Consider the following 20,993-nt stretch of genomic DNA (forward strand, 5'->3'; position numbering starts at 1 on the left):
ACCGCACGACATTTTTGACTGACCGACCGAAGAGGCTTAGCTCATGCCGAAGTTTGCTGCAAACCTGACCATGCTGTTCAACGAAGTGCCGTTCCTCGACCGCTTCAAGGCGGCCGCCGATGCGGGCTTCGACGCCGTCGAGTTCCTGTTCCCGTACCCGTACGCGAAAGAGGAACTCGCCGAGCGGCTCGAGACGCATCGCCTGCGCCTCGTGCTGCACAACCTGCCGGCCGGCAACTGGGACCAGGGCGAGCGCGGCATCGCGTGCCTGCCCGACCGCGTCGGCGAATTCCAGGAAGGCGTCGGCCGTGCGATCGAGTACGCGAAGGCGCTGAAGGTACCGCAGCTGAACTGCCTCGTCGGCATCCCGTCGGCCAGCACGGCGCGCGACAAGACGTTCGTCACGATCGTCGACAACCTGCGCTTTGCCGCCGATGCGTTGAAGCGCGAAGGCATCCGCCTGCTCGTCGAGCCGTGCAACAGCTTCGACATCCCGGGCTTCGCGCTGAACCGCTCGTCCGAAGGGCTCGACGTGATCCGCGCGGTCGGCTCGGACAACCTGTTCCTGCAGTACGACATCTATCACATGCAGCGCATGGAAGGCGAACTGGCCGCGACGATCGAACGCAACCTCGCGTCGATCGGCCACGTCCAGCTCGCGGACAACCCGGGCCGCAACGAGCCGGGCACGGGCGAGATCAACTACGCGTTCCTGTTCGCGCTGCTCGACCGGCTCGGCTATGCCGGCTACGTCGGCTGCGAGTACAAGCCCCGCACCACCACGACGGAAGGCCTCGGCTGGCTGCAAGGCGTCGCCGGCTGCGCACCCGGCTCGGCGCGTCGCGCCGCCTGAGTCGCGCCCTTCCCGTTTTCAGCCCTATAGGAGACTTTCACATGGCAACCATCGGTTTCATCGGCCTCGGCATCATGGGCGCGCACATGGCGCGCAACCTGCTCAAGGGCGACCACCAGCTCGTCGTGAACGGCGCGTTCCCGATTCCCGAGGACCTGCGCACGAGCGCGAAGGTCGTCGTGAACTCGACCGAAGTCGCGCGGAACGCAGACATCATCATCTCGATGGTGCCGGATACGCCGGACGTGCGTAACGTGCTGTTCGCCGACGACGGCGTCGCGAAGGGCCTGACGGCCGGCAAGCTCGTGATCGACATGAGCTCGATCTCGCCGCTCGACACGCAGGAATTCGCGAAGCAGATCAACGCGCTCGGCTGCGACTACCTCGACGCGCCGGTGTCCGGCGGCGAAGTCGGCGCACGCGAAGCGACGCTGACGATCATGGTCGGCGGCCCGGAGGCGGCGTTCGAGCGCGCGAAGCCGCTGTTCGAGAAGATGGGCAAGAACATCACGCTCGTCGGCGACAACGGCGCGGGCCAGACCTGCAAGGTCGCGAACCAGATCATCGTCGCGCTGAACATCGAGGCGGTCGGCGAAGCGCTGCTGTTCGCCGCACGTTCGGGTGCCGATCCGGAGCGTGTGCGCCAGGCGCTGATGGGCGGCTTCGCCGCCTCGCGCATCCTCGAAGTGCACGGCGCGCGGATGACGAAGCGCACGTTCGATCCGGGCTTCCGCATCGAGCTGCACCAGAAGGACCTGAACCTCGCGCTCGACGGCGCACGCAAGCTCGGCCTCGCGCTGCCGCACACGGCCAGCGCGCAGCAGCTGTTCAGCGTGTGTGCATCGCACGGCGGCAAGGCATGGGATCACTCGGCACTCGTGCGTGCGCTCGAGATCATGTCGAACTTCGAGATCGGCCAGACGCCGGCCGCGTAACACGGCTGCAACGATGCGCGTTTCCGCTGCGATGGCGGACGCGCGCGACAGACACACGTGACCGGCACGGCCGGTCGCATCGATGCGCGACACGCTCGCGCATCACGGTGGGGCGCCCCGCCCTGCACTGCCGAACGGCATGCGGGACGGGGCGAAAAACGCCGCTCTGGGCTGAGAGCGGCGTGGTGGGGTCCGCAGCGGCACCCGGCGACGCCGGGGAAGCCTTGGTCGGTCAGACGTCGTCGTCGGGTGTCCGCCTGTCGGATTTCGCGTATTACATTTCTTTACGTTCGAGCGTGCGATTTTTCATGCAATCGTCGTCATGAACGCCTACACTTTCGCCACGCCTTTCGAGAAAACCGCCGCGCTTGCGTTCACCTCCGGTGACCGCGCCCAGCGCGGTGTTTTTTTCGCCACTTCACGGCGCGTTTTCTTTTCAACCACCTAAGGAGTGCAACGATGGGTCTTCTTTCGTTTATCAAAGAGGCGGGTGAAAAACTGCTGGGTCATGCCGATGCGCAAGCCGCGGAAGATCCGAATGCCGCAAACCAGACCGCGGCCGATGCCATCAAGAACTACATCAACACGCAAGGTCTCGACACGTCGAACCTGACCGTGGCGTTCGACGGCGCGTCGCGCACCGTGACGCTGTCGGGCAGCGTCGCCGACCTCGACACGAAGGCCAAGGTCAAGGTCGCGGCCGGCAACGTGCAAGGCGTCGCGGGCGTCAACGACGACGATCTGCAGCCGGACGATCCGGAAGTGCAGTACCACGACGTGAAGCCGGGCGACACGCTGTCGGCGATCGCCAAGGAAGTCTACGGCGATGCGAACAAGTACCCGGTGATCTTCGAGGCGAACAAGCCAATGCTGTCGAGCCCGGACCGGATCTACCCGGGCCAGAAGCTCGTGATTCCGCCGCAGTCCTGAGCATTGTTGCAGGACTGACGGACGCAAGAAGGCAGGCCATCGGCCTGCCTTTTTTCATGGTGACGCGCGCGGCCCACGCCGCGCGCAGCGGTCAGCCGTTCACAGCGTATCGAACGCGCGTTGCAGTGCGTCGCTGCCGTGAATGCCGTTCGCGAGCGCGAGCATCAGCAGCACGCGCGCCTTGAACGGGTTCAGCGACCCTGCGCTCACGAAGCCGAGCGCATCGTCGCTCGCCGCGCCGTTGCGCATCACGTGCCCTGACCCGACGCGCGACGCGCGAACCACCACGACTCCCGCACTCACCGCATCGGCCAGCGCCGCCTGCAGCGTCGCATGGATCGAGCCGTTGCCCGTGCCCGCGACGACGAGACCGCGCACGCCGGCCGCGACGAGCGCATCGACGGCCGTCCGCGTCACGCCCGCGTAGCTCGCGACGACTTCGACGGGCGGCCACGCGGCGGCGATCGCCAGTTGCGTGTCGCGCGAACGCGTGACGCGGCGGGCGAATTCGACCCGGCCGTCCTGCACCCAGCCGAGCGCACCGAGCTCCGGCGACTGGAACGCATCGACCGCATAGGTGCTCGTCTTCACGACGTCGCGCGCGCCGTGGATCCGGTTGTTGAATGCGACCAGCACGCCCTGCCCGCGTGCGGACGGGTGCGCGGCGACCGTCACCGCGTTCAGCAGGTTCAGCGGACCATCGGACGACAGCGCGGTCGCCGGCCGCATCGCGGCCGTCAGCACGACAGGCTTGTCGCCGTTGACGACCAGGTGCAGCGCATACGCGGTTTCCTCGAGCGTATCGGTGCCGTGGGTGATCACGATGCCGTCGACCGCCGGGTCGGCCATCAGCGCGTCGATCCGCGCGGCGAGCGTATTCCACAGCGGCAGCGCGAGATCCTTGCTGTCGATGCTGGCGATCTGCTCGGCGTCGATGCGCGCGACGGACGCGAGCGCCGGCACCGCGTCGACCAGGAAATTGACGCCGAGCGCGCCGGCCTGGTAGCCGGCCGTGCTGGCCGCGTCGGGCGCGGCACCGGCGATCGTGCCGCCGGTGGCGAGCACGGCGATGCGCGGCAGGGCCGCCGCGGACGAGGGGGATGCGGAATTCGAAGTATTCATGGCCGCGATTGTAAAGGCTTGCGGCCGGGTTCCGGCGCGGCGACCGAGGCTGGCCGCCGCGCATCATGGTTTGTCCCGATCGTCCGGCAACACGTGCCGTCAACGGCCGTGGCGTCCGCAACGTTATAGAAAGTGCCGTTTTGGTGTTTTCACATGGATTTGCCATAATCGGAGCGCGCCGTGCGATGCGACCCTATCGTCACTGCACGGTGCTTCGTGACGGCGTCGATAACACGCAATTCACCCCATGGGAGTGTCGAAATGAAAATCCAATCGCTCGTAGCCGCAGTGCTTCTCGGCGGCATGCTGGCTTCCCCCGCATTCGCGGCGAACAGCCAGCAGGACAAGATGAAGGCCTGCAACACCCAGGCAGCCGGCAAGACGGGCGATGAACGCAAGGCGTTCATGAAGGACTGCCTGTCGGCGAAGCCCGCGAAGGCCATGTCGCAGCAGGAAAAGATGAAGGCGTGCAACACGCAGGCCACCGGCAAGAAAGGCGACGACCGCAAGGCGTTCATGAAGAGCTGCCTGAGCAACGCGCCGGCCGCCTGAGTTCCGGCGCTCCCGTATCGAATGCCGCGCACCGCTCCGGCGGGCGCGGCATTTTTGTTTTCGTTGCACGCGCATCAACGCGCGCCGCCCCCGCGCTTCATCCGCGCTTTTGTGACGCCTCCCGCCCTGCTTTCCCGGCCCGCCGTGCCGGCGCCGCCACATGGTGCGGCAATTCGCCGCGTTTTCTTCTATGATGGCTGCAACGCGGCCCATCCAAGTACAAGAAGCGCCATCGGGCCGCCCTCGAGACAGACGCGCACACGCGTCAAACGGAGGCATGGATGGCATGGAGACAACACCGCTGGTTCCGCCGCTGGCTGATCGTGATCGTGTTCTGGGCCGTGCCCGTTGCGATCGTCGCCGTGCGCGAGATCCGCGAGGAAATGGCGTACAACAAGGCGGACCTGCAGCTCGCGCTGACCACCTGGCAGCTCACCGATGCGCAGCAGGCCGCCGGTGCCGCCGCGAAGTGCCACGGGGATCCTGACGAGGCGCGCGCGGCCGGTTGCCCGGCCGACGTGCTCGCCGCCAATGCGCCGCGCCAGCAGGCGGCCCGCGACGAATACGTGGTGCGCCGCAGCACGCTGGCGAGCTACCTGTGGCACGCGTTCGTCGGCTACTGGGTCGTGCCGGCCGCGTTCCTGTTCGCCTGCGGCGTCGTGATCGCGCTGATCCGCCGCGCGCTGCGCCGCCCCCCGATCAAGCCGCCTGTTCCGCCCGTCACGCACTGATGTGCGCGGCAGGCGCAGCCATCCGATCGACCACCGTGTTTCCCGCATGCCGATACGACGTCGGCGCGCGGGTGCCGGTTCGTCCGTTGGCGCGCCGCGACATCCCCGGCCGATTTGACGCTTTTTCACGTCGCAACGAAAAGAGGCTGTAATCCGCTGTGATATAACTGCCGACGTGATCCGCTCCCTGAGCGAGACTCACTCCGAACATCATCCGATGGAGAAGAACGATGCAAAAACGGAATCTTGTGCTGAAAGCCGCCGCTGCGCTCATCGTCGGTAGCCTCGCGCTCACCGGTTGCACCACCACCCCTGACAAACCGGACAACGCCGCAACGAATGCGTCGAAGCGCCAGGCAATCGACTCGAGCGTCGACGCAACGCTGTCGCGCATGTACTCCACGGTCAAGGGTTCGCGCGAACTCGTCGCGAAGTCGCGCGGCGTGCTCGTCTTCCCGGACGTCATCCAGGCAGGCTTCATCGTCGGCGGCCAGTCCGGCAACGGCGCACTGCGCGTCGGCGGCAGCACGGTCGGCTACTACAACACGTCGTCGCTGTCGGTCGGCCTGCAGGCCGGTGCGCAGTCGAAGGCGATCGTGTTCCTGTTCATGACGCAGGAAGCGCTCGACGAATTCCGCGGCTCGGACGGCTGGGCAGCCGGCGCCGGCGCGTCGGTCGCGCTCGTGAAGATGGGCGCGAACGGCGCGGTCGACACGACCACGGCCACCGCGCCGGTCCAGGTCGTCGTGCTGACGAACGCGGGCCTGATGGGCGACGTGTCGATCAACGGCACGAAGGTCACGAAGCTGAAGATCTGACGCTCGCGCACCGCCCGTGCGCACCGCGCGCGGGCCATGCACAAACGGCGATGTCCTTGCGGGCATCGCCGTTTTTCCATCCGCGCGCGTCCTGCGTCTCGCGCGTCAGGTCGTCGAGTCGATCACCTTGAAGCGCGAGCGCTTCTGCGCACGGATCACCGACTGGTAGACGTCGACATACTGCTGCGCCATGCGGCGCGACGTGAAGCGTTCCTCGAAGCGCTGCCGCACGCGCGCACGCGGCAGCAGGTGCAGCCGGTTCACGGCGGCCACCGCGCTGATTTCGTCCTCGACGATGAAACCCGACACGCCCTCGTCCACCACTTCCGGCACCGCGCCTCGATTGAACGCGATCACCGGCGTGCCGCACGACATCGCCTCGATCATCACCAGGCCGAACGGCTCCGGCCAGTCGATCGGGAACAGCAGCGCATGCGCGCCCGACAGGAACTCGGCCTTCTGGTGATCCGCGATCTCGCCGATGAATTCGACGTGCGGCAACGCGAAGAGCGGCTTGATCTCGCGCTCGAAGTACTCCTGGTCGGCCGCGTCGATCTTCGCGGCGATCCTGATCGGCAGCCCGCACTGGCGGGCGATGCGGATCGCCGTGTCGACACGCTTCTCCGGCGAAATGCGGCCGAGGAACGCGAGATAGCGCGGCTCGACGGGCTGCGGCATGTACAGCGTGTCGGGCAGCCCGTGGTAAACCGTCGTCAGCCATTTCGCCTGCGGCAGCGGCTGGCGCTGCGAGTTCGAAATCGAGATCACCGGCGCCGTGTTGAACGTGTCGAACACCGGCTGCTGCTCGGGCAGGTCGAGCCGGCCGTGCAGCGTCGTCACGTACGGCGTTTCCTGCCGGTTGAAGACCGAGAACGAGTAGTAGTCCATGTGGAAATGGAGCACGTCGAAGTCCTTCGCGCGGCGCGCGACCGTCTCCATCAGCAGCATGTGCGGCGCGACCCGGTCGCGGATCGACGAATCGAGCCGCAGCGCGCGCGGCCAGACCGGCTCGAGCTTCGCCCGCGTCGTCGAATCGCCGCTCGCGAACAACGTCACATCATGGCCGAGTTCGACGAGCGCCTCGGTGATGTAGGACACGACGCGCTCCGTGCCGCCGTACAGTTTCGGCGGCACGGATTCGGTCAGCGGCGCGATCTGGGCAATTCTCATGGTCCACGTCTCCTGTGTCCTGTCCGTTGCCGCACGGCCGGCGGGCCTTTGGGCTTTCGCCCCCGCTCGCCCCCATGCAGCGCTGGCCGGCACGGCGCCAGCCGGATATCTCTTCATTATTCGCGATCCCGCTGCGCAGAACCGCCCGTCTTTCATTTTATGGGTGTTGTTACAGGCAGGATACATTCCGCCTGTCGGGCCGATCCGGCCCCCGATGCGACGAGCGCGCCCGAACGCGTGCCGCCGCCCTGCCCGTCAGCGCGACGGCCACTTCCATGCCGGCAGGTCACGCGTGTCGGCATCGACGAGCCCCGTCGCGCCGAGCTGCTTGTCGAGCACCAGCGATTCGCAGCCGGCTTCGCGCTCGAGCGTCGCGATGAGCCGTGCCGCATGCGACACGACGAGCACCTGCGAACGCTGTGCCGCCTGCGCGATCAGGCGGCCGAGCGCCGGCAGCAGGTCGGGATGCAGGCTCGTCTCCGGTTCGTTCAGCACCATCAGTGCGGGCGGCCGCGGCGTCAGCAGCGCGGCCGCGAGCAGCAGGTAGCGCAGCGTGCCATCCGACAGCTCGGCCGCCGCGAGCGGCCGCAGCAGCCCCGGCTGGCGCATCAGCACGTCGAAGCGGCCGCGGCCGCCCGGATTGTCGATCACGACCGACGCGCCGGGAAACGCGTCGTCGATCGCCGCATCGAGTGCCGCGCCGTTGCCGATCTCGCGGATCGTCTGCAGTGCGGCGGCCAGGTCGGCGCCGTCGTCCGCGAGCACCGGCGTATGGGTGCCGATGTGCGACTGCCGTGCGGGCGCCTGCGCATCGGTCCGGAAGTGGTCGTAGAAGCGCCACGAGCGGATCCGTTCGCGCACCGCGATCATCTCGGGTGCGCCGGTCGGATCGGCGAACTCGGTCATCATGCTGTCGAAGCTGGCCACCGGCTGCGGAATCGTCTGCCAGTCTCCCGATGCGGTGCGCGCACGGATCTGCGCGCCCTGCCGGTCGACGAGCAGCGTCGACGGGCGCAGCAGCGCGCCGCCCCAGATGCACTCGCGCTTGACTACCGGGTCGAGCGAGAACTGCGTCGCGTCGTTCTTCACCGGCAGACCGAGATCGATCGAATAGCCGAAATCGTCGCAGGCGAAGCCGAGTTTCAGGCTCACGGGCCCCTTGCGCACCGTGCCGGTCACCGGCATATCGCCGTCCAGCATCGCCCGCGAGAAGCGCTCGGGGCCGGCCCACAGCGTCGACGGCAACCCGCCTTCGCGGGCGAGCGACGGGATCACGCGCCCCTGCGCGGTGTCGGCGAGCAGCCGCAGTGCGCGGTACACGCTCGACTTGCCGCTGCCGTTCGGCCCGGTGACGACGTTGAGCGCCGCGAGCGGCACGATCAGCTCGCGCAGCGAGCGGTAATTGGCGATGGCAAGCGTTTTCAGCGCGGTCATGACGAGGGTGACGGTATGCGGGCCGCTTTCAGCGGCCTTCGGCGGCCTGCGGATCGGCCGCGGTATTGGCCGCGGTGCTGGCGGCAGGCTGCCGCGCGTGCGGCCGCTCGGGATTCGGCGCGTCCGGCGCGGCATCATGCGGATACAGTTCCATCCGGCTGCGCGGCAGGCATTGCGGATAGCGGTCCTGCAGGTAGGCGATCAGCCCTTCGCGGACGCGACAGCGCAGGTCCCAGCACGACGACGAGTCGGCCGCGCTCACGAGCGCACGCAACTGCATCGTGCGTTCCGTCGCGTCGGTCACCTGCAGCACCTGCACGCGGCCGTCCCACTCCGGCGCCGCGTGGACGAGCCGCGCGAGCTCCTCGCGCAGCGGCGCGAGCGGCGTGCGGTAATCGACCGACAGGTAGACCGTGCCGATGATTTCCGAACTGCTGCGCGTCCAGTTCGTGAACGGGTTCTCGATGATCCACTGCAGCGGCACGACGAGGCGCCGCTGGTCCCACAGCCGGACCGACACGAACGACCCGGTGATTTCCTCGATGCGCCCCCACTCGCCCTGGATCACGACCACGTCGTCGAGCCGGATCGGCTGCGTGAGTGCAATCTGCAGCCCGGCGATCAGGTTGCCGAGCACCGGCCGCGCGGCAATACCGGCGACCAGGCCCGCGACACCGGCCGACGCCAGCAGGCTCGCGCCGACCTGGCGCACGTTCGGGAACGTCATCAGCGCGGCGCCGGTGCCGATGATGACGATCAGCACCATCACGGTCCGCACGAGCACCTTGGCCTGCGTATGGATGCGCCGGGCCTGCAGGTTGTCGGCTGTATCGATCGGATGCGCCTGGATGATGGCGTCGCCGACGCCGGCGGCGAGCCGCACCAGCAGCCACGTGAGCGAAACGATGGAGCCGACCGCCGCCGCCGTGCGCATGCCGCGCACGAACGACATACCGTCGTCGGCCTGGACCCACAGGAATTCGAGCGCCAGCAGCGCGAGCACGACGAGCGACGGCCTGTCGATGTAGCGCAGGATCGCGCTCATCAACGGATACGGCTGCGCGATGCGCTTGACGATGCGTGCGCCGAGACGGTGCACGACCGTGACGACCAGCAAGACGATGACGGACACGGCGAGCGTGCCGAGCCATGAATGCAGCGGCGCATCGGTGATGCGCTGCAGTTCCTCGATTGAAATCATCGGCGCCCGTGGGTTATGAGGCGCGCACGCCTCGTCCTGGATGCGTCGGCGACGCCCGGGCCGCGCGCGGGCCCGGACACGGCGTCAGGTCAGTTGCCGCTCCTGCAGGGAAACGCCTTGCCGAGACCGAGCGACACCGCGGTGCTCGCGTTGTAGTCGGCCAGCTTCGGATTTTCCGCGATGTACTTGCGCACCGCGTCGGTCATCTGCTGCGCCCGGATGTCGGGCGGCAGGCAGAAATACTGGCCGACCCGCGGCCCCGTCGTGCCGCCGATCGCATCGATGGTGTTGTAGACGCCGTCGGCGGCGCCTTCGATGTAGGCCGCGCACGACGCCCGCGACTTGACGTCCGTCTTCGCGCACAGCCGGTCGAGATCAGCGCCCGTGAAAGCCGCCGCCGACAACGGCACGGCAAACGCCGCGGCACAAAACATTGCGCGCAACATGGTGTTCCTTATGTCAATGCGGCCCGAGACCGCCTGCTGCCCTGGCCGGCGCGGCGCCGGGACGCCCTGCTCCGGCCGGAATCCGGCCGGGCGGGCACCGTCTGCCGCACCGAAAACCGTCATTTTGCACTCTTTTGCGCATCTGCCGGCGTCGATGCCCCGATGCGGGTCGTCCGCTTGCTCAGGATCTCGATCGCGTCCGGCGCGTTGTAGTGCTTCGCGAATTCGAGCGCGGTGATGCCGAGCTGGTTCTTCACCTGCGGATCGGCACCCTGGTCGAGCAGCAGCGTGACCGTCGACGGATGGTTGCCGCGTGCGGCCATCATCAGCGGCGTCGTGCCGTTCGGCGATGCGGTATCGATGTACGCGTCGTGGTCGAGCAGCAGCTTCACGACCGCGTCCTGGCCGTTGGTGGCCGCGTAGTGCAGCGGCGCCCAGCCCTTCTTGCTGACTTCCGCGCCCTTGTCGATCAGCAGCTTCGCGAGGCCGACATCGCCGTTCAGCGACGCGAGCATCAGCGCGGTTTCGCCGGCCTTGTCTTCCTTCTCGAGATCGACGTTCGGCGTCGTGGCAAGCGCCGCCGCGACCTTGTCGGACTTCTCGCGCGCGGCGATCACGATCAGCGGGTCGCCGTTCGGCGCGATCGTGTTCGGGTCGAGCTTGCCGCTCTTGAGCTGCTTGCCGATGTCGGCGATGTCGTCGAACTTGACGGCCTTGACGATCGCATCGAGCGATTCGGCATGTGCGCCGGCTGCCGCGAACAGGCCGCTCGCGACGAGCGCGGCGGCAACGAGTGCGCGTTTCGGCAGATGGTTGGTCGGCTTCGTCATTGTTGTGGGCTCCTTCCCTGGGTTGTCGGCTGCGCGCACGTCGTTAGCGGGCGATCTTGAACAGCCGGAAAAAGTTCTGTGTCGTCGCATCGGCGAGCGCCTCGACGGCAATCCCGCGCTCGGATGCGATAAAGCGTCCGACATGGCTGACGTACGCAGGTTCATTCGGCTTGCCGCGATACGGCACCGGCGCGAGGTACGGCGAGTCGGTCTCGATCAGCAGCCGGTCGAGCGGCACGCGCCGCGCGACGTCCTGCACGTCGGTCGCGCTCTTGAACGTGACGATGCCCGACAGCGAGATATGGAAGTTCTGCGCGAGCGCCTGCTCGGCCACCGGCCACGGCTCGGTGAAGCAGTGCATCACGCCGCCCGGCACGTCCGCGCGCTCCTCGGCCATGATCCGCAGCGTGTCTTCCGACGACGAGCGCGTGTGGATGATCAGCGGCTTCATCGTCGCGGTCGCCGCGCGGATATGCGTGCGAAAGCGTTCGCGCTGCCATTCCATGTCGTCGATCGACCGGCCTTCGAGACGGTAGTAGTCGAGGCCCGTTTCGCCGATCGCGACGACCTTCGGGTGCGCGGCCAGCTCGACGAGCTCCGCGAGCGTCGGCTCGTGCATGTCCTCGTGATCGGGATGCACGCCGACCGACGCATAGACGTTGTCGTACGCGTCCGCGATCGCGAGGACCTCGGGCAGCGTCTCGAAATCGACCGACACGCACAGCGCGTGCGTGACGTCGTGCTCGCGCATGTTCTCGAGAACGGCCGGCAGGCGGTCGGCCAGGCCCTTGAAATTGATATGGCAGTGAGAATCGACGAACATCATTTTTCCTGAATACGTAAGGCGAGCGCGCATGCGCGCGCCGGCATGCGGCAACGGGCGGCGTTCGCGGGCCGGCCGGCCACGGTCGCGTCACGGTGCGGGGCCGTCATCATTTCGCAACCTGCAGGAAACAATGCCGGGTCACGCGAACATTTCCCTGTATCCGAGAAACAATTCCTCGAATACGAGCCGCGCGTTGAGCGGATGGTTCTCGACCGTCCGCTGCCGCGTCACGGCTTTCATGAAGCGGGCGAACGCATTCGCATCGACCGCTTCCGCGCAGCGCGCGAGCGCCGACGCGTGCATCGGGAAGTAGCGCGGCGCGCCCGCCATCCGCTGGGCCAGCAGGTCGTACAGCCAGCGCTGCAGCCAGCCGAGCACCAGCGGCACCGGCAGCTTCTGCAGCGTCTCGCCGCACGCGAACGGGTCGCAGGCCGCACCGGCCGCGAGCTGCCCGAGCGTGTAGTCGCGCAGCGGGCGGTTCTCGTCGCTCGCGAGCGCCAGCGCGGCGAGCGGCGCACCGCCGGCCTCGGCGAGCAGCGCCGGCGCATGCTCGACGCCCTGCGCGGCAAGCCAGGCCGCGGCCGCATCGGGCGCCGGCACCGTCATCGGCCACTGCCGGCAGCGGCTGATGATGGTCGGCAGCAGGCGGTCGATGCGCGCCGACACGAGCAGGAATACAACGCCGGAAGGCGGTTCCTCCAGCGTTTTCAGCAACGCGTTCGACGCCGCGACGTTGAGCGCCTCGGCCGGATACAGCACGACGACGCGCGCGCCGCCGCGATGCGAACCGACTCCGCAGAAGTCGAGCAGCGCGCGCACCTGCTCGATCTTGATTTCCTTGCTCGGCGCCCGCGCCTTCTTGCCGCCTTCGTCCGCGTCGGCCGCCTTCGTGTCGTCCGCGGCGCCCGGCGCCTCGCCCGCCAGCGCCTCGGGCAGCACGATCCGGTAATCCGGATGGTTGCCCTGCGAGAACCAGGTGCAGGCCGCGCAGGCGCCGCACGGCTCGCCGTTCGGCTGCGGCGATTCGCACAGGAAGCCCTGCGCGAGATGCTGCGCGAACTGCAGCTTGCCGATCCCGGCCTGGCCGTGCAGCAGCAGCGCGTGCGGCCATTGCGCACGCAGTTGCTGCAGGCGGTTCCAGTCGTCGGTCTGCCACGGGTAGATCATGGGGTGCGTTCCTTGCGAATTACAGCGCGGCGAGCACGCGTTCGAGCTGCTGGCGGATCTCGGGAATCGTCTGCGTCGCATCGACGATCGCGAAGCGGTGCGGCGCCTCTTCCGCGCGCCGCAGGTATTCGCTGCGCGTGCGCGAGAAGAACGCGTCGGATTCGCTCTCGAACTTGTCGGGCATGCGCGCGGCGCCGCGGCGCTCGCTCGCCACCTGCGGCGCGACGTCGAACAGCACCGTCAGGTCGGGCTGGAAACCGCCCTGCACCCAGCGCTCGAGCGTCTCGAGCTTGTCGCGCGGCAGCCCGCGGCCGCCGCCCTGGTATGCGAACGTCGCATCGGTGAAGCGATCGGAGACGACCCAGTCGCCGCGCGCGAGCGCCGGCTCGATCACGAGCGCGAGATGCTCGCGGCGCGCGGCGAACATCAGCAGCGCCTCCGTCTCGAGGTCCATCGGCTGGTTCAGCAGGATCTCGCGCAGTTTCTCGCCGAGCTGCGTGCCGCCCGGCTCGCGGGTGACGACGACTTGCCGGCCGGCCGCGGCCAGCTTGCCCTGGAGGCGTTCGCAGAACCATTGCAGGTGGGTAGTCTTCCCCGCCCCGTCGATGCCTTCGAACGTGATGAATTTACCGCTCGCCATTATTGACCTCGTATGTACTTGTCCACGGCCTTGTTGTGGTCGCCGAGCGTGTCCGAGAACACGCTCGTGCCATCTCCTTTCGCGACGAAATAGAGCGCGCTCGTCGGTGCCGGGTTGATCGCCGCCTGCAGCGCGGCCACGCCCGGCAGCGCGATCGGCGTCGGGGGCAGCCCGCGTCGGGTGTAGGTATTGTAAGGAGTGTCGGCCTGCAGGTCGCGCTTGCGCAGGCGGCCGTCGTACGCATCGCCGAGCCCGTAGATCACCGACGGATCGGTCTGCAGCGGCATGCCGATGCGCAGCCGGTTCGCGAACACGGCCGCGACGAACGCACGGTCGGCCGCATGGCCCGTTTCCTTTTCGACGATCGACGCGATCGTCAGCGCTTCGTAAGGCGTCTTGTACGGCAGGCCCGGCACGCGCGCAGCCCAGGCCTCGTCGAGACGCGTCTGCATCAGATGGTACGCGCGCCGGTAGATGTTCAGGTCGCTCGTGCCCTTGTCGAACAGATAGGTGTCGGGGAAGAACAGCCCCTCGCCGCTGCCGCGCTGCACCGCGCTGTCCGGCGCGCCGATCGCGCGCAGCAGCTCGGCGTCGCTCATGCTGGCCGTCGAGTGCGCAAGATCGGGGTTCGAGTCGAGTTCCGCGCGCATCCGCTTGAAGGTCCAGCCTTCGATGACCGTCGCGACGTACTCGTTCACGTCGCCGCGCGCGATTTTCTGCAGCACCTCGTAAGGCGTGATGCCGGTCTTGAATTCGTAGTTGCCGGACTTGAGCCGGCTCGACAGCCCGAGCACGCGCGTCATCGCGACGAAGCCGAGCGGCTCGACCGGCACGCCGCCGCGCTTCAACTGCAGCGCGACGCTCTTCACGCTGCTGCGCGGCTTGATCGTGACGTCGAGCGATGCCGAACCCAGCAACAGCGGCCGGGTTGCCCAGTAATACCCGCCGCCCGCGCCGGCAGCGGCCACAACGACGGCCAGCGCCACGATCGTCGCGGCGCATTTCTTCAGTAGGGACATGGAAACGTGACTCAGGTAAGACCCATATAATACTTGCTCGCCTCCGTCAAAGTCAGGGTTGACTGTTCCCTCATTCCATGAGCACACCGTTCGCTTCACCGGCAGTCCAGGCCGCACCCGCCTCGCTCCCCGTTTTCCCCCGTCCGTCCGCCGCCGATTTCGACGCGCCGGGCGCCTGCATGCCGTTGCCGCAGTTCGGCGTGATCGACGTGGCCGGCGACGATGCCGCGACGTTCCTGCACAGCCAGCTCACCAACGACATCGAACATCTCGACGCCGCGAGTGCGCGGCTGTCCGGCTATTGCTCGCCGAAGGGGCGCCTCCTCGGCTCGTTCCTCACGTGGCGCGCCGGCCACGGCGTGCGCCTGCTGGTGTCGAAGGACGTGCAGCCCGCCGTGCAGAAGCGGCTGTCGATGTTCGTGCTGCGTGCCAAAGCGAAGCTGACGGATGCGAGCGACGCGCTCGCGGTGGTCGGTTTCGCGGGCGACGTGCGCGACGCGCTGTCGGGCATCTTCGATGCGCTGCCGGACGGCGTGCACGTGAAGGTCGACGGCCCCGCCGGCACGCTGATCCGCGTGCCCGATGCAGCCGGCCGCAAGCGCTATCTGTGGATCGGCCCGCGCGCGGAAGTCGACGCGCGCATCGCCGCGCTCGGCGGGTCGCTGCCGGTCGTGTCGCCGGCCGTATGGGACTGGCTCGACATCCGCGCGGGCGAACCGCGCATCACGCTGCCTGCCGTCGAACAGTTCGTGCCGCAGATGGTCAACTTCGACGTGATCGGCGCCGTTAACTTTCGCAAGGGATGCTACCCGGGCCAGGAAATCGTCGCGCGCAGCCAGTACCGCGGCACGATCAAGCGCCGCACGGCGCTCGCGCACGTCGCCGGCGAGACCGATACCGTGCATGCGGGCGTCGAGCTGTTCCACAGCGACGATCCCGGCCAGCCGTGCGGGATGATCGTCAACGCGGCGGCCGCGCCCTCCGGCGGTGTCGACGCGCTCGTCGAGATCAAGCTCGCCGCGCTCGACAGCGGCACGGTGCACCTCGGTTCGGCCGACGGCCCGGTGCTCGCGTTCGATACGCTGCCGTACGCCTGGCCGACGGAAGCGTAATGCACTGACAACCCGTTCGCGCGCCGGCTCGCGAGTCGCAGCCGGCGCCCGATGTTTCCTGCGAGAGATTCGCCCGATGTGTCTGATTGCCTTCGACTGGCAGCCTGATGCCGCCGCCGGTCCCGTCTTTACCCTCACCGCCAACCGCGACGAGTTCTTTCGTCGGACCAGCGCGCCGCTCTCATGGTGGGAAGATGTACCGGGCGTGCTGGCCGGCCGCGATCTCGAAGCGGGCGGCACGTGGCTCGGCGTATCGCGCGACGGCCGTTTCGCCGCGCTGACGAACTACCGCGCACCGTTCGACATCCGCGCGGGTGCGCCGACCCGCGGCAAGCTCGTGTCCGACTTCCTCGGCGGCCCGTCCATCGCGCCGCTCGACTACCTCGGGCGGCTCGCGGAGCATGCGGCCGTCTACAACGGCTTCAACCTGCTCGTCGGCGACTGGCGACGGCGTGAGCTCGCGTGGTTCTGCAATCGCGCACCCGAAGGTGAAAGCAGTGTCGCCGCGCCTGTCGCGATCGCGCCCGGCGTGCATGCGCTGTCGAATGCGCGGCTCGATACGCCCTGGCCGAAAGTGGTGCGCAAGCGCGCGGAACTCGGCACGCTGCTCACCGACAATCCGACCCCGTCGCTCGACGAGCTGATCGCGCTGATGCGCGACCCGCATGTCGCGGACGACGACGCACTGCCGCACACCGGTATTCCGATCGAGCGCGAGCGTGCGCTGTCGGCCGCGTTCATCGAGACACCCGAATACGGCACGCGCGGCACGACCGCGCTGCGCGTCACGATGAAGGAAGGCGTGCGGCTGACGGTCGAGATCAAAGAACGCTGCGACGACGACGGCTCGCACCGCACCGTCCGGCCCGGCACGTTCGAGCGCGCGCTCACGTTCGACCTCGACGCGACGCCGCCGCGCTGAGCACGCGCCGCGCTACGGCGCGCGTGCCATCTCGACGTGCGGCACGCCGGCTTCGACGAACGGTTCACCGACCGCCGCGAAGCCGTGCCGCAGGTAGAACGACACGGCCGAATCCTGCGCGTAGAGCCGCACGACGATTTCGCCGCGGCGCCGCGCCGCATCCAGCAGCGCGTTCAGCACGGCTGACCCGACGCCCTGCCCGCGCGCGTCGGCCAGTACCGCGACGCGCCCGATCGTGCCGGACGGCAGCAGCCGCCCCGTCGCGACCGCGCGGCGCGCGCCGGTCGCCGCATCGACGCGGTACGCCACCGCATGGAGCGACAGCGGATCGTCGTCATCGAGCTCCCATTCCGGCGGTATCTGCTGCTCGCGCACGAACACCGCATCGCGAATCCGCGCGGCATCGCCGCCGAGTACCGTCCAGTCGCCCGTTTCCACCACGCCGTTCGTCATCGCAGCTCCCATGCGGCGCGTACGCCGCCAAACAACCACCGTCAAACGTCGTCGAATGCGGCCTTCAGCGCCGCCACCGCGTCGGCATGCGCGGCCCGCACCTCGGGCACGTAGCCGCCCATCTTGAAGAATTCGTGGATCATCCCCGGATAGCAGACGAGCGTGACCGCGTTGCCCGCCGCACGCAACTTTTCCGCATACGCAGCGCCTTCGTCGCTCAGCGGATCGTATTCGGCCGTCGCGATCCATGCCGGCGCGACGCCCGCGAACGACGGCGCATCACGCGTGCCGTCGAGCGGTGCGAAACGCCAGTCGTCACGGTCCGCCCGATCGCGTATGTATTGCATGAAAAACCACTGGATCGTGTCCTGCGTCAGCAAGTAGCCGTTCGCGAGCCTTGCGTGCGATTCCGTGTCCTGGAAACCCGTCACGCCCGGGTAGATCAGCATCTGCAGCGCAAGGCGAATGCCTGCGTCGCGTGCGAGCACCGCGCAGACGGTCGCGAGCGTGCCGCCCGCGCTGTCGCCGCCGACGGCCAATCGTTCGGCATCGATGCCGAACGCAGCCGCTTCGCGATGCAGCCATTGCAATGCGTCGTCGGCGTCGTGCACCGCGGTCGGAAACCTGTGTTCGGGCGCGAGCCGGTAGCCGACCGACAGCACCGCACATTGCGCATCGTGCGCGAACATCCGGCACAGCGCGTCGTGCGTATCGACGCTGCCGACCGTGAAACCACCGCCGTGGTAGTACACGAGCGCGGGCAGCGGCTCCGCCAGGCTCGGCGCGACCGGCAGGTACAGCCTCGCGCCGATCGTGCGGCCGTCGCGCGTCGGCACGACGCATTCCTCGACCGAATGCATCGGCGCCGGTGCGACGTCGAGAATCGGCGCGCTCTTCTCGTACGCGGCGCGCGCCTGCTGCGGCGTCTGGTGGTGATAGGACGGACGTTTCGCGCGCTCGACCATGTCGAGCACCTGGGCGATCTTCGGATTCAGCGGCATCGGTGAGGACGGCGCCTGGCGGGCGCCGTGAACGGACAAGCGTGCATGATGCCACGCGCGCGTCAGGCGAGCGTGATGCGCCGTGTGTTGCGACATTCCGCGGTGTGCGATGCACGCCGCCAGACAAAACGGCCCCGCCTGTGAAGAGGCGGGACCGCCGTGCGTCCGGGCGCTTACGCGTCGCTCGGGCCGGGCTGGGCGTCCGGCGCCGTGCGCGAACGTTGGCGCTTGATGTCGCGGCCCACCGCGAGCCGCCGCATGTACTTGAACGTGCCGAGCGCCTTCGCGACGAAATTGCCGTCGCTGTCGCGCACTTCGCCTTCGCAGTAGGCCATCGTGGTCGAGCGATGCATCACACGCCCGTACGCGCGCAGCTCGCCGCGCCCCGGCTGCATGAAGTTCACCTTCATTTCGACCGTGACGACGCCGATACCGTCGTCGGTCAGGCTGCGTGCGGCCATCGCGAGCGCGATATCCGCGAGCGTCATCGTCACGCCGCCGTGCGCGATGCTCCACGTGTTCATGTGCCGCTCTTCGAGCGGCAGCACAATCTCGCTTGCGCCGTCCCTCGCGGACACGAGCTGCACGCCGAGCATGTCGACGAACGGGCTTTCGATCGACGGGCCGTCCGTCGGGGTTGCCGCGTCGCTCATCGTGCGCTGTCGACGAGGTAGTCGACGCACTCGCGCGATTCGGCCACCGCGACGACGAATTTCTTCACTTCCTGGTGAACCGGATGCACCTGGTACGCATCGAGTGCGGCTTTGTCCGCGAAATCGGACACGAGCACGATGTCGGCGGTCGCATCGAGGCCAGGCGTCGCCACGCCGACGTCGATCTGCAGCGTGCCCGGCACGAGGTCGCGGCAGCCTTCGAGCTTCTCCTTCAGCTTCAGCGCGTTCTGCGCGCGCGTCGCGCCTTCGGCCGATTCTTTCAACTTCCACATGACAATGTGTCTGATCACTTCGTTCGCTCCAGTTCGTGATGGGTCGGCAACTTGCCGCAGCCCCTTGCCAGTCGGGCGTTTCACGCCCTTCTACCGTTCGCCTGCGTCGCCGGAAATCGTGTCCAGCCGAGAAAAAAATGGGGGATGAAAAGGGGTAGCAGTTCGACAAGCCAGAGACGATACCGCCATTTTCACCGTGCCACTTACCGGCATCAAGATCCGACAAGCGAAGGCAGGCGACAAGCCTACCAAACTTACCGACGCCAATGGACTGTATCTGTTCGTGAAGCCGTCCGGCTCCACGCTCTGGCGATGTGAAGCGCTTTACGGAACAGCGAATCATCGGGTTTCTGAAGGAAGCCGAGGCCGGCATGCCGGTCAAGGAACTGTGCATGAGGCACGGGTTCAGTGATGCGTCGTTCTACACCTGACGTACGAAGTTCGGCGGCATGAAAGTCTCGGAAGCCCGCCGGCTCGAGGAGCTCGAGGTGGAGCATGCCCGGCTGAAGAAACGGCTGGTCTGAACTCTTTCCAGGAGCGGGGTTTAAAGGGAATTTGCCAGAAGCCCATTGGCCCTGTTGAAGGGGCCAGCTCAGCGCAAAGCCGAAATAAATCGGACGGGCAACAAACGATGCGCGTATGATGGGCTCATCAGGGCGACCAATAGTCCCCTGACCTTTCGCCCCTCCATCCGCCCTCTTGCTGCATCGCCCTCTTCCGCGCTGCAACGCAGTCCCTTTCATCAACCAGCCCGCTCCGCAACGTGGATACCGGCTGGATGCGTTTGCCCATGCGACTCGTCGTGGCCGAACGCCAGGAGTTTGTCATGAGCATGCACGTCTACCGTGGATTCGAGATTTATCCACTGATTTATCCTCACGCGCTGGCGCCGAATGGCAGCCCGCATAACTACGACGCCGGGTTCGACGCGGCAGTCAAGATTTGCCTTCGCGGGACCACCGATACGCTGACACAGAGCCAGACTTTCAGATTGCGCGACACATCCCCATTTGACAACGCCGGCGACGCCCGTCGTGCCTCGGTGCGCTATGCCGAGAACATCATCGACGATAACCGCGGCAAACAGGGGTTCTTTTCCAGCGCGCGCTGAGGCGACTCGTCAGCGCAACACAATTTCCCGGTCTGTTGGAGGTCAAAATGATCATCGACGAACTGCTCGGCTTGATCAGACGGCGCGAGGTCACCTGGATCGACACCGTCGTACCCGTCAGAATCGCCGATTCGGCAATGTGCCGTCCACATGAGCTGCAAATGTTCACTGCCATACGTGCACTATCGATCGGAGCCGGATATTCGGAATTCGAATCCGACGAGATTGCAAGCGCCGTCATGACACGGCTCGGCTGACTTTCCGTTTGAATCTTTCGATACAGGATCTACATGACCACAATCACTCTTAAGCTCAACGAACCGATCGATGTCGCGCTGCGGCGCTTCCGGCGTGACATCGAGAAAACGGGGCTGATCCGCGAGTTGCGCAGTCGCACCTCCTATGAAAAGCCGACGACGGAACGCAAGCGGAAAAAAGCCAGCGCCGTTGCCAGGCAACACTTGCGTGCGAAGCGCATGTTGCCGCCCCGGAAAATGTACTAGGAGAGCATCGTGTACAACATGCCGTCCGAGGCGCCTCCGTTTTTTCCGCTGACCAAATGCGAAGTCGATTTCAATCGGCAGAAAGACATGGTGACCCTGTTGCCGAGCTTCTATGCATTCGGGTGTGAGTACACCAGCCGAGGCTTTCTGATCGGTCGGGACGACGCATTCAAATTGATTGCGGCATTGGAGAAGGCGCTCAGCATCCAAGGATGATGCTCACGCCGACGCGGTCACAAACATTGAAAACCAGAAGACCAACCATGCGCGT

At 67.0% G+C, this 20,993-nt stretch carries 28 protein-coding genes and 1 pseudogene; 15 read left to right on the plus strand and 14 right to left on the minus strand.

Annotated features, from left to right (window positions below; all coding sequences use genetic code 11):
- Nucleotides 1–43: 43 nt before the first annotated feature.
- From hyi to lysM, 4 genes are all read left to right on the plus strand, one after another.
- Complete coding sequence (gene hyi / locus LXE91_RS15240; RefSeq protein WP_039367004.1) at nucleotides 44–853, plus strand: hydroxypyruvate isomerase; 810 nt, start codon at nucleotides 44–46, stop codon at nucleotides 851–853.
- A gap of 41 nt (nucleotides 854–894) precedes the next feature.
- Entirely contained in the window at nucleotides 895–1,788 is an 894-nt protein-coding gene (locus LXE91_RS15245; protein WP_039367007.1) for a 2-hydroxy-3-oxopropionate reductase, read from the plus strand.
- 322 nt (nucleotides 1,789–2,110) lie between these two features.
- Complete coding sequence (locus LXE91_RS15250; protein WP_256093589.1) at nucleotides 2,111–2,236, plus strand: hypothetical protein; 126 nt, start codon at nucleotides 2,111–2,113, stop codon at nucleotides 2,234–2,236.
- An 11-nt stretch (nucleotides 2,237–2,247) separates the two neighbouring features.
- On the plus strand, nucleotides 2,248–2,718 hold the full coding sequence (gene lysM, locus LXE91_RS15255; RefSeq protein WP_039367010.1) for a peptidoglycan-binding protein LysM: 471 nt from the start codon (nucleotides 2,248–2,250) through the stop codon (nucleotides 2,716–2,718).
- Between the two features lie 99 nt (nucleotides 2,719–2,817).
- On the opposite strand, the gene LXE91_RS15260 is transcribed toward lysM, so the two are convergent.
- Entirely contained in the window at nucleotides 2,818–3,840 is a 1,023-nt protein-coding gene (locus tag LXE91_RS15260; protein WP_039367013.1) for an asparaginase, read from the minus strand.
- Nucleotides 3,841–4,101: 261 nt separating this feature from the next.
- On the opposite strand from LXE91_RS15260, the gene LXE91_RS15265 reads away from it, so the two are divergent.
- The 3 genes from LXE91_RS15265 (at nucleotide 4,102) to LXE91_RS15275 (ending at nucleotide 5,941) form a co-directional block, all read left to right on the plus strand.
- Nucleotides 4,102–4,392 carry a PsiF family protein gene (locus LXE91_RS15265; protein ID WP_039367016.1) on the plus strand — a complete coding sequence of 97 codons (291 nt, stop codon included), beginning with the start codon at nucleotides 4,102–4,104 and terminating at the stop codon, nucleotides 4,390–4,392.
- A 281-nt stretch (nucleotides 4,393–4,673) separates the two neighbouring features.
- Entirely contained in the window at nucleotides 4,674–5,123 is a 450-nt protein-coding gene (locus LXE91_RS15270) for a membrane protein (protein WP_039367018.1), read from the plus strand.
- Between the two features lie 230 nt (nucleotides 5,124–5,353).
- Nucleotides 5,354–5,941: a BPSL1445 family SYLF domain-containing lipoprotein gene (locus LXE91_RS15275; RefSeq protein WP_039367021.1), complete on the plus strand. Its 588-nt coding sequence runs from the start codon at nucleotides 5,354–5,356 to the stop codon at nucleotides 5,939–5,941.
- A 105-nt stretch (nucleotides 5,942–6,046) separates the two neighbouring features.
- Here the strand turns inward: LXE91_RS15275 and LXE91_RS15280 are convergent, their stop codons facing one another.
- The 9 genes from LXE91_RS15280 to mltG form a co-directional block, all read right to left on the minus strand.
- Nucleotides 6,047–7,111, minus strand: coding sequence for a glycosyltransferase family 4 protein (locus LXE91_RS15280; protein WP_039367023.1), 1,065 nt, complete (start codon nucleotides 7,109–7,111; stop codon nucleotides 6,047–6,049).
- A gap of 255 nt (nucleotides 7,112–7,366) precedes the next feature.
- Nucleotides 7,367–8,545, minus strand: coding sequence for an AAA family ATPase (locus LXE91_RS15285; protein WP_039367195.1), 1,179 nt, complete (start codon nucleotides 8,543–8,545; stop codon nucleotides 7,367–7,369).
- A gap of 28 nt (nucleotides 8,546–8,573) precedes the next feature.
- Nucleotides 8,574–9,746, minus strand: a complete 1,173-nt coding sequence (locus LXE91_RS15290; RefSeq protein WP_039367026.1) for a mechanosensitive ion channel family protein — start codon at nucleotides 9,744–9,746, stop codon at nucleotides 8,574–8,576.
- An 89-nt stretch (nucleotides 9,747–9,835) separates the two neighbouring features.
- Nucleotides 9,836–10,192, minus strand: a complete 357-nt coding sequence (locus LXE91_RS15295) for a Rap1a/Tai family immunity protein (RefSeq protein ID WP_006485939.1) — start codon at nucleotides 10,190–10,192, stop codon at nucleotides 9,836–9,838.
- Between the two features lie 119 nt (nucleotides 10,193–10,311).
- The gene (locus LXE91_RS15300) at nucleotides 10,312–11,022 is read right to left on the minus strand and encodes an ankyrin repeat domain-containing protein (RefSeq protein ID WP_011352329.1); all 711 of its coding nucleotides are present in this window, start codon (nucleotides 11,020–11,022) and stop codon (nucleotides 10,312–10,314) included.
- A gap of 43 nt (nucleotides 11,023–11,065) precedes the next feature.
- The gene (locus LXE91_RS15305; protein WP_039367031.1) at nucleotides 11,066–11,845 is read right to left on the minus strand and encodes a TatD family hydrolase; all 780 of its coding nucleotides are present in this window, start codon (nucleotides 11,843–11,845) and stop codon (nucleotides 11,066–11,068) included.
- Between the two features lie 141 nt (nucleotides 11,846–11,986).
- Entirely contained in the window at nucleotides 11,987–13,015 is a 1,029-nt protein-coding gene (locus LXE91_RS15310; RefSeq protein WP_039367034.1) for a DNA polymerase III subunit delta', read from the minus strand.
- Between the two features lie 19 nt (nucleotides 13,016–13,034).
- Nucleotides 13,035–13,655, minus strand: a complete 621-nt coding sequence (tmk, locus tag LXE91_RS15315) for a dTMP kinase (RefSeq protein ID WP_039367036.1) — start codon at nucleotides 13,653–13,655, stop codon at nucleotides 13,035–13,037.
- The gene (gene mltG, locus LXE91_RS15320; RefSeq protein WP_039367038.1) at nucleotides 13,655–14,674 is read right to left on the minus strand and encodes an endolytic transglycosylase MltG; all 1,020 of its coding nucleotides are present in this window, start codon (nucleotides 14,672–14,674) and stop codon (nucleotides 13,655–13,657) included. Before mltG ends, tmk begins: the two co-directional genes overlap by 1 nt.
- Before the next feature lie 77 nt (nucleotides 14,675–14,751).
- Here mltG and ygfZ point away from each other — a divergent pair, with 77 nt between their 5' ends.
- A complete protein-coding gene (gene ygfZ / locus LXE91_RS15325) occupies nucleotides 14,752–15,786 on the plus strand; it encodes a CAF17-like 4Fe-4S cluster assembly/insertion protein YgfZ (protein ID WP_039367039.1) in 1,035 nt (344 codons plus the stop codon).
- 76 nt (nucleotides 15,787–15,862) lie between these two features.
- Entirely contained in the window at nucleotides 15,863–16,708 is an 846-nt protein-coding gene (locus LXE91_RS15330) for an NRDE family protein (protein ID WP_039367041.1), read from the plus strand.
- A 12-nt stretch (nucleotides 16,709–16,720) separates the two neighbouring features.
- Here the strand turns inward: LXE91_RS15330 and LXE91_RS15335 are convergent, their stop codons facing one another.
- The 4 genes from LXE91_RS15335 to LXE91_RS15350 form a co-directional block, all read right to left on the minus strand.
- Entirely contained in the window at nucleotides 16,721–17,161 is a 441-nt protein-coding gene (locus tag LXE91_RS15335; RefSeq protein ID WP_039367044.1) for a GNAT family N-acetyltransferase, read from the minus strand.
- Nucleotides 17,162–17,202: 41 nt separating this feature from the next.
- Complete coding sequence (locus LXE91_RS15340; protein WP_039367198.1) at nucleotides 17,203–18,162, minus strand: alpha/beta hydrolase; 960 nt, start codon at nucleotides 18,160–18,162, stop codon at nucleotides 17,203–17,205.
- A 173-nt stretch (nucleotides 18,163–18,335) separates the two neighbouring features.
- Nucleotides 18,336–18,815 carry a PaaI family thioesterase gene (locus LXE91_RS15345; RefSeq protein WP_039367046.1) on the minus strand — a complete coding sequence of 160 codons (480 nt, stop codon included), beginning with the start codon at nucleotides 18,813–18,815 and terminating at the stop codon, nucleotides 18,336–18,338.
- A complete protein-coding gene (locus LXE91_RS15350; protein WP_039367048.1) occupies nucleotides 18,812–19,126 on the minus strand; it encodes a Dabb family protein in 315 nt (104 codons plus the stop codon). Before LXE91_RS15350 ends, LXE91_RS15345 begins: the two co-directional genes overlap by 4 nt.
- A gap of 178 nt (nucleotides 19,127–19,304) precedes the next feature.
- Between LXE91_RS15350 and LXE91_RS43670 the strand changes: the two genes are divergently transcribed.
- From LXE91_RS43670 to LXE91_RS15375, 6 genes and pseudogenes are all read left to right on the plus strand, one after another.
- The gene (locus LXE91_RS43670; protein WP_325089639.1) at nucleotides 19,305–19,520 is read left to right on the plus strand and encodes an Arm DNA-binding domain-containing protein; all 216 of its coding nucleotides are present in this window, start codon (nucleotides 19,305–19,307) and stop codon (nucleotides 19,518–19,520) included.
- Nucleotides 19,423–19,626: pseudogene (locus LXE91_RS15355) on the plus strand (transposase); the annotation flags it as partial. The gene LXE91_RS43670 and the pseudogene LXE91_RS15355, both read left to right, overlap by 98 nt.
- Before the next feature lie 308 nt (nucleotides 19,627–19,934).
- Complete coding sequence (locus tag LXE91_RS15360) at nucleotides 19,935–20,219, plus strand: hypothetical protein (RefSeq protein WP_039367200.1); 285 nt, start codon at nucleotides 19,935–19,937, stop codon at nucleotides 20,217–20,219.
- A 47-nt stretch (nucleotides 20,220–20,266) separates the two neighbouring features.
- Nucleotides 20,267–20,476 (plus strand): hypothetical protein, encoded by a 210-nt coding sequence (locus LXE91_RS15365; RefSeq protein WP_039367051.1) that lies wholly within the window; start codon nucleotides 20,267–20,269, stop codon nucleotides 20,474–20,476.
- A gap of 33 nt (nucleotides 20,477–20,509) precedes the next feature.
- Nucleotides 20,510–20,722: a 30S ribosomal protein S21 gene (rpsU, locus tag LXE91_RS15370; protein ID WP_039367060.1), complete on the plus strand. Its 213-nt coding sequence runs from the start codon at nucleotides 20,510–20,512 to the stop codon at nucleotides 20,720–20,722.
- Between the two features lie 9 nt (nucleotides 20,723–20,731).
- The gene (locus tag LXE91_RS15375) at nucleotides 20,732–20,938 is read left to right on the plus strand and encodes a hypothetical protein (RefSeq protein ID WP_039367063.1); all 207 of its coding nucleotides are present in this window, start codon (nucleotides 20,732–20,734) and stop codon (nucleotides 20,936–20,938) included.
- Nucleotides 20,939–20,993 lie beyond the last annotated feature (55 nt).

The sequence above is a fragment of the Burkholderia contaminans genome, assembly GCF_029633825.1.
GTDB classification, from domain to species: domain Bacteria; phylum Pseudomonadota; class Gammaproteobacteria; order Burkholderiales; family Burkholderiaceae; genus Burkholderia; species Burkholderia contaminans.